Here is a 12,434-nt window from a genome sequence, read left to right on the forward strand (position 1 = left end):
ACCAGCGGGAGGGTCCGGCAGGACCGGGCACGACTGGAGGGGACAGCGACCATGCCGAGCAAGATCGCCGGGACGCGCCGGCCTTCCGCCGCACGCGGTGGAGGGCGGGCCTCCGCGACCCCGCGGCGGGTGCGCGGGGGAGGCGTGCGGGGGGCGTTCGAGCGCGTCCGCAAGGCCTGGGACCGGCCCCTCACGGCGTACTACGTGATCATCGGCGCGGGGCTGCTCATCACCACGCTCGGCCTGGTGATGGTCTACTCCGCCTCGATGATCACGGCGCTCCGCTACGACCTGGTGCCCTCCTACTTCTTCCGGAAGCAGTTCATCGCCGCGCTGATCGGCACCGGACTGCTCCTGGTCGCCTCCCGGATGCCGATCAAGCTGCACCGGGCGCTCGCCTACCCGATCCTGGTCGGCGCGGTCTTCCTGATGGTCCTCGTGCAGATCCCCGGGATAGGGCACGCGGTCAACGGCAACCAGAACTGGATCTCCCTCGGCGGTCCCTTCCAGCTCCAGCCCAGCGAGTTCGGCAAGCTGGCGCTCATCCTGTGGGGGGCCGACCTGCTCGCCCGCAAACAGGACATGCGCCTGCTGACCCAGTGGAAGCACATGCTGGTGCCGCTGGTCCCGGGTGCCTTCATGCTGCTCGGACTGATCATGCTCGGCGGGGACATGGGCACCTCGATCATCCTCGCGGCCATCCTCTTCGGCCTGCTGTGGACGGCCGGCGCGCCCACCCGGCTCTTCGTCGGGGTGCTCGCGGTGGCCGGTGCGATCGGCGTGCTGCTGATCAAGACCAGCGCGAACCGGATGAAGCGCTTCGACTGCATCGGCGCGACCGACCCCGGCGGCGAGGGAGCCCCCTGTCTGCAGGCCGCGCACGGAATCTATGCTCTGGCCTCGGGCGGATGGTTCGGTTCCGGACTCGGTGCGAGCGTCGAGAAATGGGGCCAACTGCCCGAGGCGCACACCGACTTCATCTTCGCGGTCACCGGTGAGGAACTGGGTCTCGCGGGGACGCTGTCGGTACTCGCCCTGTTCGCGGCTCTAGGCTATGCGGGTATCCGCGTGGCCGGAGGCACGGAGGACCCCTTCGTGAGGTTCGCCGCGGGAGGTGTGACCACCTGGATCACGGCTCAGGCCGTGATCAACATCGGTGCGGTGCTCGGTCTGCTGCCGATCGCCGGTGTCCCGCTCCCGCTGTTCTCCTACGGAGGGTCGGCCCTGCTGCCGACCATGTTCGCCGTCGGGCTCCTCATCGCCTTCGCGCGACAGGAACCCGCCGCGAAAGCGGCCCTGGCCATGCGCCGCCCCGGTTGGGGCAAGCGGGTCGGGAAGAGATGGAAGTCGATGCGACGGCGCGTCAAGAAGCGCCCGTCCGGAGAGCGGTGAATTTCGGTGCATGTCGTACTCGCCGGTGGGGGGACCGCCGGCCACATCGAGCCCGCGCTCGCCCTCGCGGACGCCCTGCGCAGGCAGGACCCCAGCGTGGGGATCACGGCGCTCGGCACGGAGAAGGGTCTGGAGACCCGTCTCGTGCCCGAGCGGGGCTACGAGTTGGCGCTCATCCCCGCCGTGCCGCTGCCCCGCAAGCCCACCCCCGAGCTGATCACCGTCCCCGGGCGGCTGCGCGGCACGATCAAGGCGGCCGAGCAGGTCCTGGAGCGCACCAAGGCGGACTGCGTGGTCGGCTTCGGCGGCTACGTGGCCCTGCCCGGCTATCTGGCGGCCAAGCGCCTCGGGGTGCCCATCGTGGTCCACGAGGCCAACGCGCGGCCCGGCCTGGCCAACAAGATCGGTTCGCGGTACGCGGCCGGGGTCGCCGTCGCCACCCCGGACAGCAAGCTCCGCAACGCCCGTTACATCGGCATCCCGCTGCGGCACACGATCGCGACCCTCGACCGGGCGCGGGTGCGGCCCGAGGCGCGCGCCGCCTTCGGCCTGGACCCGAACCTGCCGACGCTGCTCGTCTCGGGCGGCTCCCAGGGCGCCCGGCGGCTCAACGAGGTGGTCCAGCAGATCGCCCCGGTCCTCCAGCGCTCGGGCATCCAGATCCTGCACGCGGTCGGCCCGAAGAACGAGATGCCGCGTGTCGACAACATGCCGGGTATGCCGCCCTATGTGCCGGTACCGTACGTGGACCGGATGGACCTCGCGTACGCCGCGGCGGACATGATGCTCTGCCGCGCGGGCGCGATGACCGTCGCCGAGCTGTCCGCCGTCGGGCTGCCCGCCGCGTACGTCCCGCTGCCCATCGGCAACGGCGAACAGCGGCTCAACGCCCAGCCGGTGGTCAAGGCCGGAGGCGGACTCCTCGTCGACGACGCGGAGCTGACGCCGCAGTGGGTGCAGGGCAACGTCCTGCCCGTACTGGCCGATCCGCACCGGTTGTACGAGATGTCCCGCTCCGCCGCCGAGTTCGGCCGCCGGGACGCCGACGACCTTCTCGTCGGCATGGTGTACGAGGCGATCGCCGCCCGCCGGCAGGCGTAGCGGGGGACTGAAGGCAGGAGGCGCCGGGTGGCAGCCGGACCGACGACCGCGGAGAAGAGCGGTACCAGAAAGCCGAAGGGGTCGTCGGAGCGGTCGTCCGGCGCCGGTACCCGGAACCGTCGGTTCCGGGTACCGGCGCCCCGGCTCCTCCTCGTGGCGATCCTTCTCGTCGTGCTCGTGGCCGGCGGGGTCTGGGCGCTCTACGGCTCGACCTGGTTCCGTGTGGAACGTGTGAAGACTTCCGGCACCCAGGTCCTGACCCGGACCGAGGTCGAGGCCGTCGCCGCCGTCCCGATGGGCGCCCCGCTCGTCACCGTCGACATCGACGCGATCGAGGCCCGGCTGCGGCAGCGGCTGCCGCGGATCGAGTCCGTCGACGTCGTGCGGTCATGGCCGCACGGAATCGGGCTGAAAGTGACGGAACGGAAGCCCGTTCTCCTCGTCGAAAAGGGCGGAAAGTTCATCGAAGTGGACTCCACGGGGCTGCGGTTCGCCACGGTCGACACCGCCCCCCGCGGCGTCCCCCGGCTCGTCCTCGACAGCGCCTCCTCGCCGAGCCTCCGCCGCTTCGGCGCGGACCGGCTGCTCCGGGAGGCGGTGCGCGTCAGGGGTGAACTCCCGGAGGAAATCGCCCGGGACACTCGTGTCGTGCGCATCACCTCGTACGACTCCGTCACTCTGGAGCTGACCAGGGGCCGAACGGTCTTCTGGGGCAGCGGTGAGCACGGCCCCGTCAAGGCCCGGGTGCTGACCGCCCTCATGAAGGCCACTCCCAAAGCGGGGCACTTCGACGTAAGTGCCCCCACGGCCCCCGCCTCGTCGGGAAGTTGACGGGCATCTCCGCTGGCCAGCACCCTGGTTGGCCAGCGCTACGGGTGATCACATAGGGTGAAAAGAAAAACGGGAGGTTCGGCGTGTTCGTTGAACGTGCGCCACTTGTCGACTTAGTGTCCTGTTCGGAAGAGTCCAGCGAACAGAGACACTGGTAACCCTAAACTTCAACGTTAGGGTTCGGGTCGGCGTTTCGGACCGTCCCAATCGGCATCCGTCGGAGCGGCGCGACCAACCGCGCAGCGACGACACGTAACTCGAGGCGAGAGGCCTTCGACGTGGCAGCACCGCAGAACTACCTCGCAGTCATCAAGGTCATCGGTGTCGGCGGCGGTGGTGTCAATGCCATCAACCGAATGATCGAGGTCGGTCTCAAGGGCGTCGAGTTCATCGCGATCAACACCGACGCGCAAGCGCTGTTGATGAGCGACGCCGACGTCAAGCTCGACGTCGGCCGTGAACTCACCCGCGGCCTCGGGGCCGGGGCCAACCCGGCCGTCGGTCGCAAGGCGGCAGAGGACCACCGTGAGGAGATCGAGGAGGTCCTCAAGGGGGCCGACATGGTCTTCGTCACCGCCGGCGAAGGCGGCGGCACCGGCACCGGCGGCGCACCCGTCGTCGCCAACATCGCGCGCTCGCTCGGCGCCCTGACGATCGGTGTGGTCACCCGGCCGTTCACCTTCGAGGGCCGCCGTCGGGCCAACCAGGCGGAGGACGGCATCGCCGAGCTCCGCGAAGAGGTTGACACCCTCATCGTCATCCCGAACGACCGACTGCTGTCGATCTCGGACCGCCAGGTCTCCGTGCTCGACGCCTTCAAGTCGGCCGACCAGGTCCTCCTGAGCGGTGTCCAGGGCATCACCGACCTCATCACCACCCCGGGTCTGATCAACCTCGACTTCGCCGACGTCAAGTCGGTCATGTCCGAGGCCGGTTCGGCGCTCATGGGCATCGGCTCCGCCCGCGGCGACGACCGCGCGGTCGCGGCGGCCGAGATGGCGATCTCCTCGCCGCTCCTGGAGGCCTCCATCGACGGCGCCCGCGGCGTGCTGCTCTCCATCTCCGGCGGCAGCGACCTCGGTCTCTTCGAGATCAACGAGGCCGCGCAGCTGGTCAGCGAGGCGGCCCACCCCGAGGCCAACATCATCTTCGGTGCCGTCATCGACGACGCCCTCGGCGACGAGGTCCGGGTCACCGTCATCGCGGCCGGCTTCGACGGCGGTCAGCCGCCGGCCCGCCGGGACAACATCATCGGCTCGGTCTCGGCCAAGCGCGAGGAGCCGGCCCCGGCCCCCCGCGTCACCGAGACCCCCCGCCCGCTGGGTGGCCTCGGCACCGTCGCCCCGCGCGAGGAGCAGGCCCCGGCCCCGGTCGAGCCCGCCCCGGCCGTCAACGAGACCCCGCTGACGCCCGCACCGCCGGTCGTCCCGCCGGCCCGTCCGTACGCGGACAGCCAGGCCGAGGAGCTGGACGTCCCGGACTTCCTGAAGTGATAGGGCAGCGCTTCGACGCGAACGGCGCCCACTTCGCCTTCACCGACCGGTGGGGCGGGGTGAGCGCCGTTCCGTACGAGGAGCTCAACCTCGGCGGAGCGGTCGGGGACGACCCCGCGGCCGTCCTCGCCAACAGGGCTTCGGCCGCCGGGGCCCTCGGGCTCGACCCGGCGCACGTGGTCTGGATGAACCAGGTCCACGGGGCCGACGTCGCCGAGGTCGACGGCCCCTGGGGTGACGCGGTGGTCCCGTCCGTCGACGCGGTCGTCACCGCCCGGCCGGGACTCGCCCTCGCCGTCCTCACCGCGGACTGCGTCCCCGTCCTCCTCGCCGACCCGGTCGCCCGCGTCGTCTCGGCCGCCCACGCGGGACGGCCCGGCATGGTCGCCGGGGTCGTCCCGGCCGCCGTCGGGGCGATGGTGAAGCTCGGCGCCGACCCCGCCCGGATCGTCGCCCGCACCGGCCCCGCCGTCTGCGGCCGGTGCTACGAGGTGCCCGGGGCGATGCGCGCCGAGGTCGCCGCCGTCGAACCGGCCGCCCACGCCGAGACCTCCTGGGGAACCCCCGCCGTCGACGTCGCCGCCGGAGTGCGCGCACAGTTGGAGCGGCTCGGGGTCACGGACGTCGGGGACGCCGGGGTCTGCACCCTGGAATCGCGCGACCACTACTCGTACCGCCGCGATCGCACCACGGGGCGACTCGCGGGATATGTCTGGTTGGACTGAGAAGAGACATGACGGACCGCAAGTCGGAACTCGCCGCGAACCTGGCCCGGGTGGAGGAGCGCATCGCCGCCGCGTGCGCCGCCGCCGGGCGCGAGCGGGAGGAGGTGACCCTGATCGTGGTCACCAAGACCTATCCCGCGAGCGACGTCAGACTCCTGCACGAGCTCGGGGTGCGGCACGTCGCCGAGAACCGGGACCAGGACGCCGCCCCGAAGGCGGCCGCCTGTGCCGACCTCGATCTGACCTGGCACTTCGTGGGCCAGTTGCAGACCAACAAGGTCAGATCCGTGGTGGGTTATGCCGATGTGGTGCAGTCTGTCGACCGCTTGAAGCTCGTTTCCGCCCTGTCGGCCGCCGCGGAGAAGGAGGGCCGCGAGCTCGGCTGCCTCATCCAGGTCGCGCTCGACGCGGAGTCCGGCGAGCGGGGCGAGCGCGGCGGCGTGGCGCCGGACGGGATCGAGGAGTTGGCCGCGGCGGTGGACGCCGCTCCCGGACTGCGGACCGCCGGCCTGATGACGGTCGCCCCGCTCGCCGGGGAGTACGCCGGACGGCAACGCGCCGCCTTCGACCGGCTGATGGATTTGTCGACTGCCCTGCGCGCGACCCGTCCGGCTGCGAACATGGTGTCAGCAGGGATGAGTGCGGACCTCGAGGAGGCCGTCGCTGCCGGGGCGACACACGTACGCGTCGGTACGGCGGTACTCGGTGTCCGCCCGAAGCTCGGGTAACGTCGCGAAGCAAGTCGGACCACAGCAGAAAATATGGTCATTCCGCAGAACGGCGGGGTGGCCCGTGGATCGCCGGCACTTGGTGACAAGGCCGATCCACCACAGAGCGGAGGACTCAGAGAATGGCCGGCGCGATGCGCAAGATGGCGGTCTACCTCGGCCTCGTGGAGGACGATGGGTACGACGGCCGGGGCTTCGACCCCGACGACGACTTCGAACCCGAGCTGGAGCCGGAGCCCGAGCGCGACCGGCGCCACACCCCCCCGCGTCAGGTGGAGCGCGAGGAGCCGGTGCGAGTGGTGCAGCCCCCGGCGCCCCGGGAGCCCCTTGCCCATTCTGTCCCGGTACTCGCCGAAAGCGGACGTCCGGCCCGAATTGCCCCCGTGGCATCCATCACACCCGAACGTCCGAGCCTGGAGAAGAACGCACCGGTGATCATGCCCAAGGTCGTGTCCGAGCGGGAGCCGTACCGCATCACCACGCTGCACCCGCGGACCTACAACGAGGCCCGTACCATCGGGGAACACTTCCGTGAGGGCACCCCGGTGATCATGAACCTCACGGAGATGGACGACACGGATGCGAAGCGACTTGTCGACTTTGCCGCCGGACTCGTCTTCGGGCTCCATGGCAGCATTGAGCGCGTGACGCAGAAGGTGTTCCTGTTGTCGCCTGCTAACGTCGATGTCACGGCGGAGGACAAGGCCCGGATCGCAGAGGGCGGATTCTTCAACCAGAGCTGAGAACACGAGAACCGGACGGACCGGTCGCGAAGCGGCCGGACAAGCGAGAGCACGAAAGCCAGGGGAGAGGGAAACGCGGGATGGGCGTCGCACTACAGGTGGTCTACATCGTGCTGATGTGCTTCCTCGTCCTCCTGATCGTCCGGCTTGTCATGGACTACGTCTTCCAGTTCGCCCGTTCATGGCAACCCGGTAAGGCGATGGTGGTCGTCCTTGAGGCCACCTACACTGTCACCGATCCACCGCTCAAGCTTCTGCGGCGACTCATCCCGCCGTTGCGTCTCGGGGGCGTGGCACTCGACCTGTCCTTCTTCGTTCTGATGATCATCGTCTACATCCTGATCTCCATCGTGAGCAGCTTCGCGAGGTGATGGTGGAGGAACGAGTGGACGATACGGTCTTGCCGACTGCCGACGACTACGTAGAGGTGAAGAAGAGATGCCGCTGACCCCCGAGGACGTGCGGAACAAGCAGTTCACGACCGTCCGCCTTCGAGAAGGCTATGACGAGGACGAGGTCGATGCCTTCCTCGACGAGGTCGAAGCCGAACTGACCCGCCTGCTCCGCGAGAACGAGGACCTGCGCGCCAAGCTGGCCGCCGCGACGCGTGCCGCCGCGCAGAACCAGCAGCAGGGCATGCGCAAGCCCCCGGAGCCGCAGGATCGTCCCGTCGGTCCCGGCGCGCCCGTGCCCGCCGCCATATCCGGACCGCCGGCCCAGCAGCAGCAGCCGCAGATGGGTCCGCCGCAGCTTCCGTCCGGCGCCCCCGCGCTTCCCGCCGGCCCCATGCAGGGCGGCCCCATGCAGGGCGGGCCCATGGGCCCCGGCCCGATGCAGGGCGGCCCCATGCAGGGCGGCCCGATGGGTCCCGGCCCGATGCAGGGCGGCCCCATGGGTCACCCGCAGCAGCAGATGCAGCCGCAGATGCAGCAGCCGCAGCAGGGCCCCGGTGGCGACAGCGCCGCGCGCGTCCTCTCGCTCGCCCAGCAGACCGCCGACCAGGCGATCGCCGAGGCGCGCTCCGAGGCCAACAAGATCGTCGGCGAGGCGCGCTCCCGCGCCGAGGGCCTGGAGCGGGACGCCCGCGCCAAGGCGGACGCTCTGGAGCGGGACGCGCAGGAGAAGCACCGCGTCGCGATGGGCTCCCTGGAGTCCGCCCGCGCCACGCTGGAGCGCAAGGTCGAGGACCTGCGCGGCTTCGAGCGCGAGTACCGCACGCGTCTGAAGTCCTACCTGGAGTCCCAGCTGCGTCAGCTGGAGACCCAGGCGGACGACTCGCTGGCTCCGCCGCGCACCCCGGCCACGGCCTCGCTGCCGCCGGCCCCGTCGATGGCCTCGGCGGGCGCGAGCGCGCCGTCCTACGGCGGCAACGGCGCGATGGGTGGTGCGCCGTCCATGGGCGGTGCCCCGTCCTACGGCGGCCAGCAGCAGATGTCCCCGGCGATGACCCAGCCGATGGCTCCGGTCCGTCCGCAGGCACCCCAGCCGATGCAGCAGGCGCCGGCGCCGATGCGGGGCTTCCTGATCGACGAGGACGACAACTGACGCGGCGGGTTCAACGCGTGTTGAACGCGTAGCCGTCGGCAGTCTTGAAGGGCCGTTCCCCTCCGGGGGAACGGCCCTTCGGCGTGCCCCGCCTCCCGCCGTGCGGGCCCGCGTTCCGCCCGTTGTGGGCAGGCGTTCCGCCGGGGCGATGGGGGTCCCCCCTGCTTGAGCGAAGCCGAGAGCTCGGGGGAGGGTGGGCACAACGGACGGCGCCCTGCCGGCGCCAGAGGCTGCCGATCCTGGACCCGCACCCGTGTGCACCGTCGCTTGTGGTACGGGTCAAGGCGCGGAAGGCGGAGGCGCCGCGAGAGGGCGCCGTCCCGTGTGCCCACCCGTCCCTCCCCCCAGGACTTCGTCCAGGGGGGACCCCCATGCGGGACGATTGCCCACACGGCGGCGGGCGCGGGCGCGCAACGGCGGAAGGGCCCGGCGCCGGGATCCGGTGCCGGGCCCTTCCGAAGGGGGCTACGCCTTGCGGAGGCGGAACGTGAGGGTCAGGCCCTCGTCCTCGAACGGCGTGCCGTACGCGTCGTCGGCCTCGCCCTGCGCGTAGTCCGTCGCCAGGACCTCGTCCGCGATCAGCCCGGCGTGCGCCGTCAGCGCCTCCACCGTCTCCGGGGACGCGGAGGTCCACCGCAGCGCGATGCGGTCCGCGACGTCCAGACCGCTGTTCTTGCGGGCCTCCTGGATCAGCCGGATCGCGTCACGGGCCAGGCCCGCGCGCCGCAGCTCCGGGGTGATCTCCAGGTCCAGGGCGACCGTCGCGCCCGCGTCGGAGGCGACCGACCACCCTTCACGGGGGGTCTCCGTGATGATGATCTCCTCCGGGGTGACGGTGACCGCCTCGCCGTTCACGGAGAGCGTCGCCTCGCCGGAGCGGAGGGCCAGGGAGAGCGCCGCCGCGTCGGCCGCGGCCACCGCCTTCGCCACGTCCTGGACGCCCTTGCCGAAGCGCTTGCCCAGCGCGCGGAAGTTCGCCTTGGCGGTGGTGTCGACGAGCGAACCGCCGACCTCCGACAGGGAGGCGAGCGACGAAACGTTCAGCTCCTCCGTGATCTGCGCCTGGAGCTCCGGCGACAGGGCCGCGAAGCCCGTCGCCGCGACCAGGGCGCGGGACAGCGGCTGGCGGGTCTTCACGCCCGACTCGGCGCGCGTCGCCCGGCCCAGCTCGACGAGCCGGCGGACCAGGAGCATCTGCTCGGACAGGGTGCCGTCGATCAGCGCGGCGTCCGCCTCCGGCCAGGTGGCGAGGTGGACCGACTCCGGGGCGTCCGGCGTCACCGGCACCACGAGGTCCTGCCAGACCCGCTCGGTGATGAACGGGGTCAGCGGGGCCATCAGCCGGGTGACCGTCTCGATGACGTCGTGGAGCGTGCGCAGCGCGGAGGCGTCGCCCTGCCAGAAGCGGCGGCGCGAGCGGCGCACGTACCAGTTGGAGAGGTCGTCGACGAAGGCCGAGATCAGCTTGCCGGTGCGCTGGGTGTCGTACGACTCCATCGCCTCGGTCGTCTCGGCGACCAGCGTGTTCAGCTCGGACAGCAGCCAGCGGTCGAGGACCGTGCGGTCGGCCGGCGCCGGGTCGGCGGCGCTCGGCGCCCAGCCGGAGGTGCGGGCGTACAGCGCCTGGAAGGCGACCGTGTTCCAGTACGTGAGGAGGGTCTTGCGCACGACCTCCTGGATGGTGCCGTGGCCGACGCGGCGCGCCGCCCACGGGGAGCCGCCGGCCGCCATGAACCAGCGGACGGCGTCGGCGCCGTGCTGGTCCATCAGCGGGATCGGCTGGAGGATGTTGCCCAGGTGCTTGGACATCTTGCGGCCGTCCTCGGCGAGGATGTGGCCCAGGCAGACCACGTTCTCGTAGGACGACTTGTCGAAGACCAGCGTGCCGACGGCCATCAGCGTGTAGAACCAGCCGCGGGTCTGGTCGATGGCCTCGCTGATGAACTGCGCCGGGTACCGGGACTCGAACAGTTCCTTGTTCCGGTACGGGTAGCCGTACTGCGCGAACGGCATCGAACCCGAGTCGTACCAGGCGTCGATGACCTCCGGCACGCGGGTGGCGGTCTTGGCGCAGGTCGGGCACGGGAAGGTGACCGCGTCGATGAACGGGCGGTGCGGGTCGAGCTCCGACTGGTCGGTGCCCGTGAGCTCGGTCAGCTCCGCGCGCGAGCCCACGCACGTCAGGTGGTCGTCCTCGCAGCGCCAGATCGGCAGCGGGGTGCCCCAGTAGCGGTTCCGGGAGAGCGCCCAGTCGACGTTGTTCGTCAGCCAGTCGCCGAAGCGGCCGTGCTTGACCGACTCGGGGAACCAGTTGGTCCGCTCGTTCTCCGCGAGCATCCGGTCCTTGACCGCGGTCGTGCGGATGTACCAGGACGGCTGCGCGTAGTAGAGCAGGGCCGTGTGGCAGCGCCAGCAGTGCGGGTAGCTGTGCTCGTACGCGATGTGCTTGAAGAGCAGGCCGCGCGCGTCCAGGTCGGCGGTGAGCGCCTCGTCGGCCTTCTTGAAGAAGACGCCGCCGACCAGCGGGACGTCCTCCTCGAAGGTGCCGTCGGGGCGGACCGGGTTCACGACCGGCAGGCCGTACGCCTTGCAGACCTTGAGGTCGTCCTCGCCGAAGGCGGGGGACTGGTGGACCAGACCCGTGCCGTCCTCGGTCGTGACGTACTCGGCGTTGACGACGTAGTGCGCCGGCCCGGGGAAGTCGATCAGCTCGAAGGGGCGCTGGTAGGTCCAGCGCTCCATCTCCGCGCCCGTGAAGGACTCGCCCGTGGTGACCCAGCCCTCGCCGAGGGCCTTCTCGACCAGCGGCTGGGCGACGACGACGCGCTCGTCGCCGTCCGTGGCGACCACGTAGGTCACCTCGGGGTGCGCGGCGACGGCCGTGTTGGACACCAGGGTCCAGGGCGTCGTCGTCCAGACCAGGAGCGCCGCCTTGCCCGCGAGCGGGCCGGACGTGAGCGGGAAGCGCACGTACACGGAGGGGTCGACGACCGTCTCGTAGCCCTGGGCCAGCTCGTGGTCGGAGAGGCCGGTGCCGCAGCGGGGGCACCAGGGGGCGACGCGGTGGTCCTGGACCAGCAGGTCCTTCTCGAAGATCTGCTTGAGCGACCACCAGACCGACTCGATGTACGAGGGGTCCATGGTCCGGTACGCGTCGTCGAGGTCGACCCAGTAGCCCATGCGGGTCGTGAGCTCCGCGAAGGCGTCGGTGTGCCGGGTCACGGACTCGCGGCACTTCTCGTTGAACTCGGCGATGCCGTAGGCCTCGATGTCCTTCTTGCCGGAGAAGCCGAGCTCCTTCTCGACGGCGAGCTCGACCGGCAGGCCGTGGCAGTCCCAGCCGGCCTTGCGGGCGACGTGGTAGCCGCGCATGGTCCGGAAGCGGGGGAACACGTCCTTGAAGACGCGGGCCTCGATGTGGTGGGCGCCGGGCATGCCGTTGGCGGTCGGCGGGCCCTCGTAGAACACCCACTCGGGGCGGCCCTCGGACTGCTCCAGGGTCTTGGCGAAGACCTTGTTGTCGCGCCAGAAGTCGAGCACGGCGTGCTCGAGCGCGGACAGGTCTACCTGGGCGGGTACCTGGCGGTACTGCGAAGACATCGATCTTCCTCCGGCGGATGTGCCTCGTTCCGTCCGGAGGGACGAGAGCACTGCTCCCGCGGTACCACCCTCCTTGGCCCCGGGCACGGACGCCCTGAGCCCCCTCATTGGGGTCGCGACGCCGGTTCTAGTCACCGCCCTGTCGTGCGGCTTTCTTCCGACGGCTCCGGGGTGATGCTTCACATCGGGCTCGCCCCCGGGCTCTCACCGTCCCCGGGTCGCTCATGGCTGCTTGCGACGCTACTCGTCCCCATCCAAGCCTTTCGCTCCCGCCAG

The 12,434-nt window shown here is 70.8% G+C and carries 10 protein-coding genes; 9 read left to right on the forward strand and 1 reads right to left on the reverse strand.

What is annotated here, in order from left to right:
• Window positions 1–51: 51 nt before the first annotated feature.
• The 9 genes from ftsW to ABTY59_RS13160 all read left to right on the forward strand — a co-directional run bounded on the left by ftsW (window position 52) and on the right by ABTY59_RS13160 (window position 8,558).
• The gene (gene ftsW / locus ABTY59_RS13120; RefSeq protein WP_352019000.1) at window positions 52–1,392 is read left to right on the forward strand and encodes a putative lipid II flippase FtsW; all 1,341 of its coding nucleotides are present in this window, start codon (window positions 52–54) and stop codon (window positions 1,390–1,392) included.
• 6 nt (window positions 1,393–1,398) lie between these two features.
• Window positions 1,399–2,493, forward strand: coding sequence for an undecaprenyldiphospho-muramoylpentapeptide beta-N-acetylglucosaminyltransferase (gene murG / locus ABTY59_RS13125; RefSeq protein WP_352019001.1), 1,095 nt, complete (start codon window positions 1,399–1,401; stop codon window positions 2,491–2,493).
• A 153-nt stretch (window positions 2,494–2,646) separates the two neighbouring features.
• Window positions 2,647–3,324 (forward strand): cell division protein FtsQ/DivIB, encoded by a 678-nt coding sequence (locus ABTY59_RS13130; RefSeq protein WP_403540197.1) that lies wholly within the window; start codon window positions 2,647–2,649, stop codon window positions 3,322–3,324.
• Between the two features lie 278 nt (window positions 3,325–3,602).
• Entirely contained in the window at window positions 3,603–4,817 is a 1,215-nt protein-coding gene (gene ftsZ, locus ABTY59_RS13135) for a cell division protein FtsZ (protein ID WP_352019003.1), read from the forward strand.
• Window positions 4,814–5,542 (forward strand): peptidoglycan editing factor PgeF, encoded by a 729-nt coding sequence (pgeF, locus tag ABTY59_RS13140; RefSeq protein ID WP_352019004.1) that lies wholly within the window; start codon window positions 4,814–4,816, stop codon window positions 5,540–5,542. The genes ftsZ and pgeF overlap by 4 nt, the downstream gene beginning before the upstream one ends.
• An 8-nt stretch (window positions 5,543–5,550) precedes the next feature.
• Window positions 5,551–6,270: a YggS family pyridoxal phosphate-dependent enzyme gene (locus ABTY59_RS13145; protein ID WP_352019005.1), complete on the forward strand. Its 720-nt coding sequence runs from the start codon at window positions 5,551–5,553 to the stop codon at window positions 6,268–6,270.
• A 122-nt stretch (window positions 6,271–6,392) separates the two neighbouring features.
• Window positions 6,393–7,013, forward strand: coding sequence for a cell division protein SepF (locus ABTY59_RS13150; protein ID WP_352019006.1), 621 nt, complete (start codon window positions 6,393–6,395; stop codon window positions 7,011–7,013).
• An 80-nt stretch (window positions 7,014–7,093) separates the two neighbouring features.
• On the forward strand, window positions 7,094–7,384 hold the full coding sequence (locus ABTY59_RS13155; protein WP_017238790.1) for a YggT family protein: 291 nt from the start codon (window positions 7,094–7,096) through the stop codon (window positions 7,382–7,384).
• 67 nt (window positions 7,385–7,451) lie between these two features.
• Entirely contained in the window at window positions 7,452–8,558 is a 1,107-nt protein-coding gene (locus ABTY59_RS13160) for a DivIVA domain-containing protein (RefSeq protein ID WP_352019007.1), read from the forward strand.
• Between the two features lie 465 nt (window positions 8,559–9,023).
• Here the strand turns inward: ABTY59_RS13160 and ileS are convergent, their stop codons facing one another.
• Window positions 9,024–12,158, reverse strand: coding sequence for an isoleucine--tRNA ligase (ileS, locus tag ABTY59_RS13165; protein ID WP_352019008.1), 3,135 nt, complete (start codon window positions 12,156–12,158; stop codon window positions 9,024–9,026).
• Window positions 12,159–12,434: the final 276 nt, after the last annotated feature.

Source organism: Streptomyces sp. NPDC096079 (assembly GCF_040303145.1).
In the GTDB taxonomy this organism is placed as follows: domain Bacteria; phylum Actinomycetota; class Actinomycetes; order Streptomycetales; family Streptomycetaceae; genus Streptomyces.

Excerpts from the sequence above, each read along its gene's own strand:
- ftsW (WP_352019000.1), top strand. The coding sequence starts at position 52 with ATGCCGAGCAAGATCGCCGGGACGCGCCGGCCTTCCGCCGCACGCGGT.
- ABTY59_RS13145 (WP_352019005.1), top strand. The coding sequence starts at position 5,551 with ATGACGGACCGCAAGTCGGAACTCGCCGCGAACCTGGCCCGGGTGGAG.
- ABTY59_RS13150 (WP_352019006.1), top strand. The coding sequence starts at position 6,393 with ATGGCCGGCGCGATGCGCAAGATGGCGGTCTACCTCGGCCTCGTGGAG.
- ABTY59_RS13155 (WP_017238790.1), top strand. The coding sequence starts at position 7,094 with ATGGGCGTCGCACTACAGGTGGTCTACATCGTGCTGATGTGCTTCCTC.
- ABTY59_RS13160 (WP_352019007.1), top strand. The coding sequence starts at position 7,452 with ATGCCGCTGACCCCCGAGGACGTGCGGAACAAGCAGTTCACGACCGTC.
- ileS (WP_352019008.1), bottom strand. The coding sequence starts at position 12,158 with ATGTCTTCGCAGTACCGCCAGGTACCCGCCCAGGTAGACCTGTCCGCG.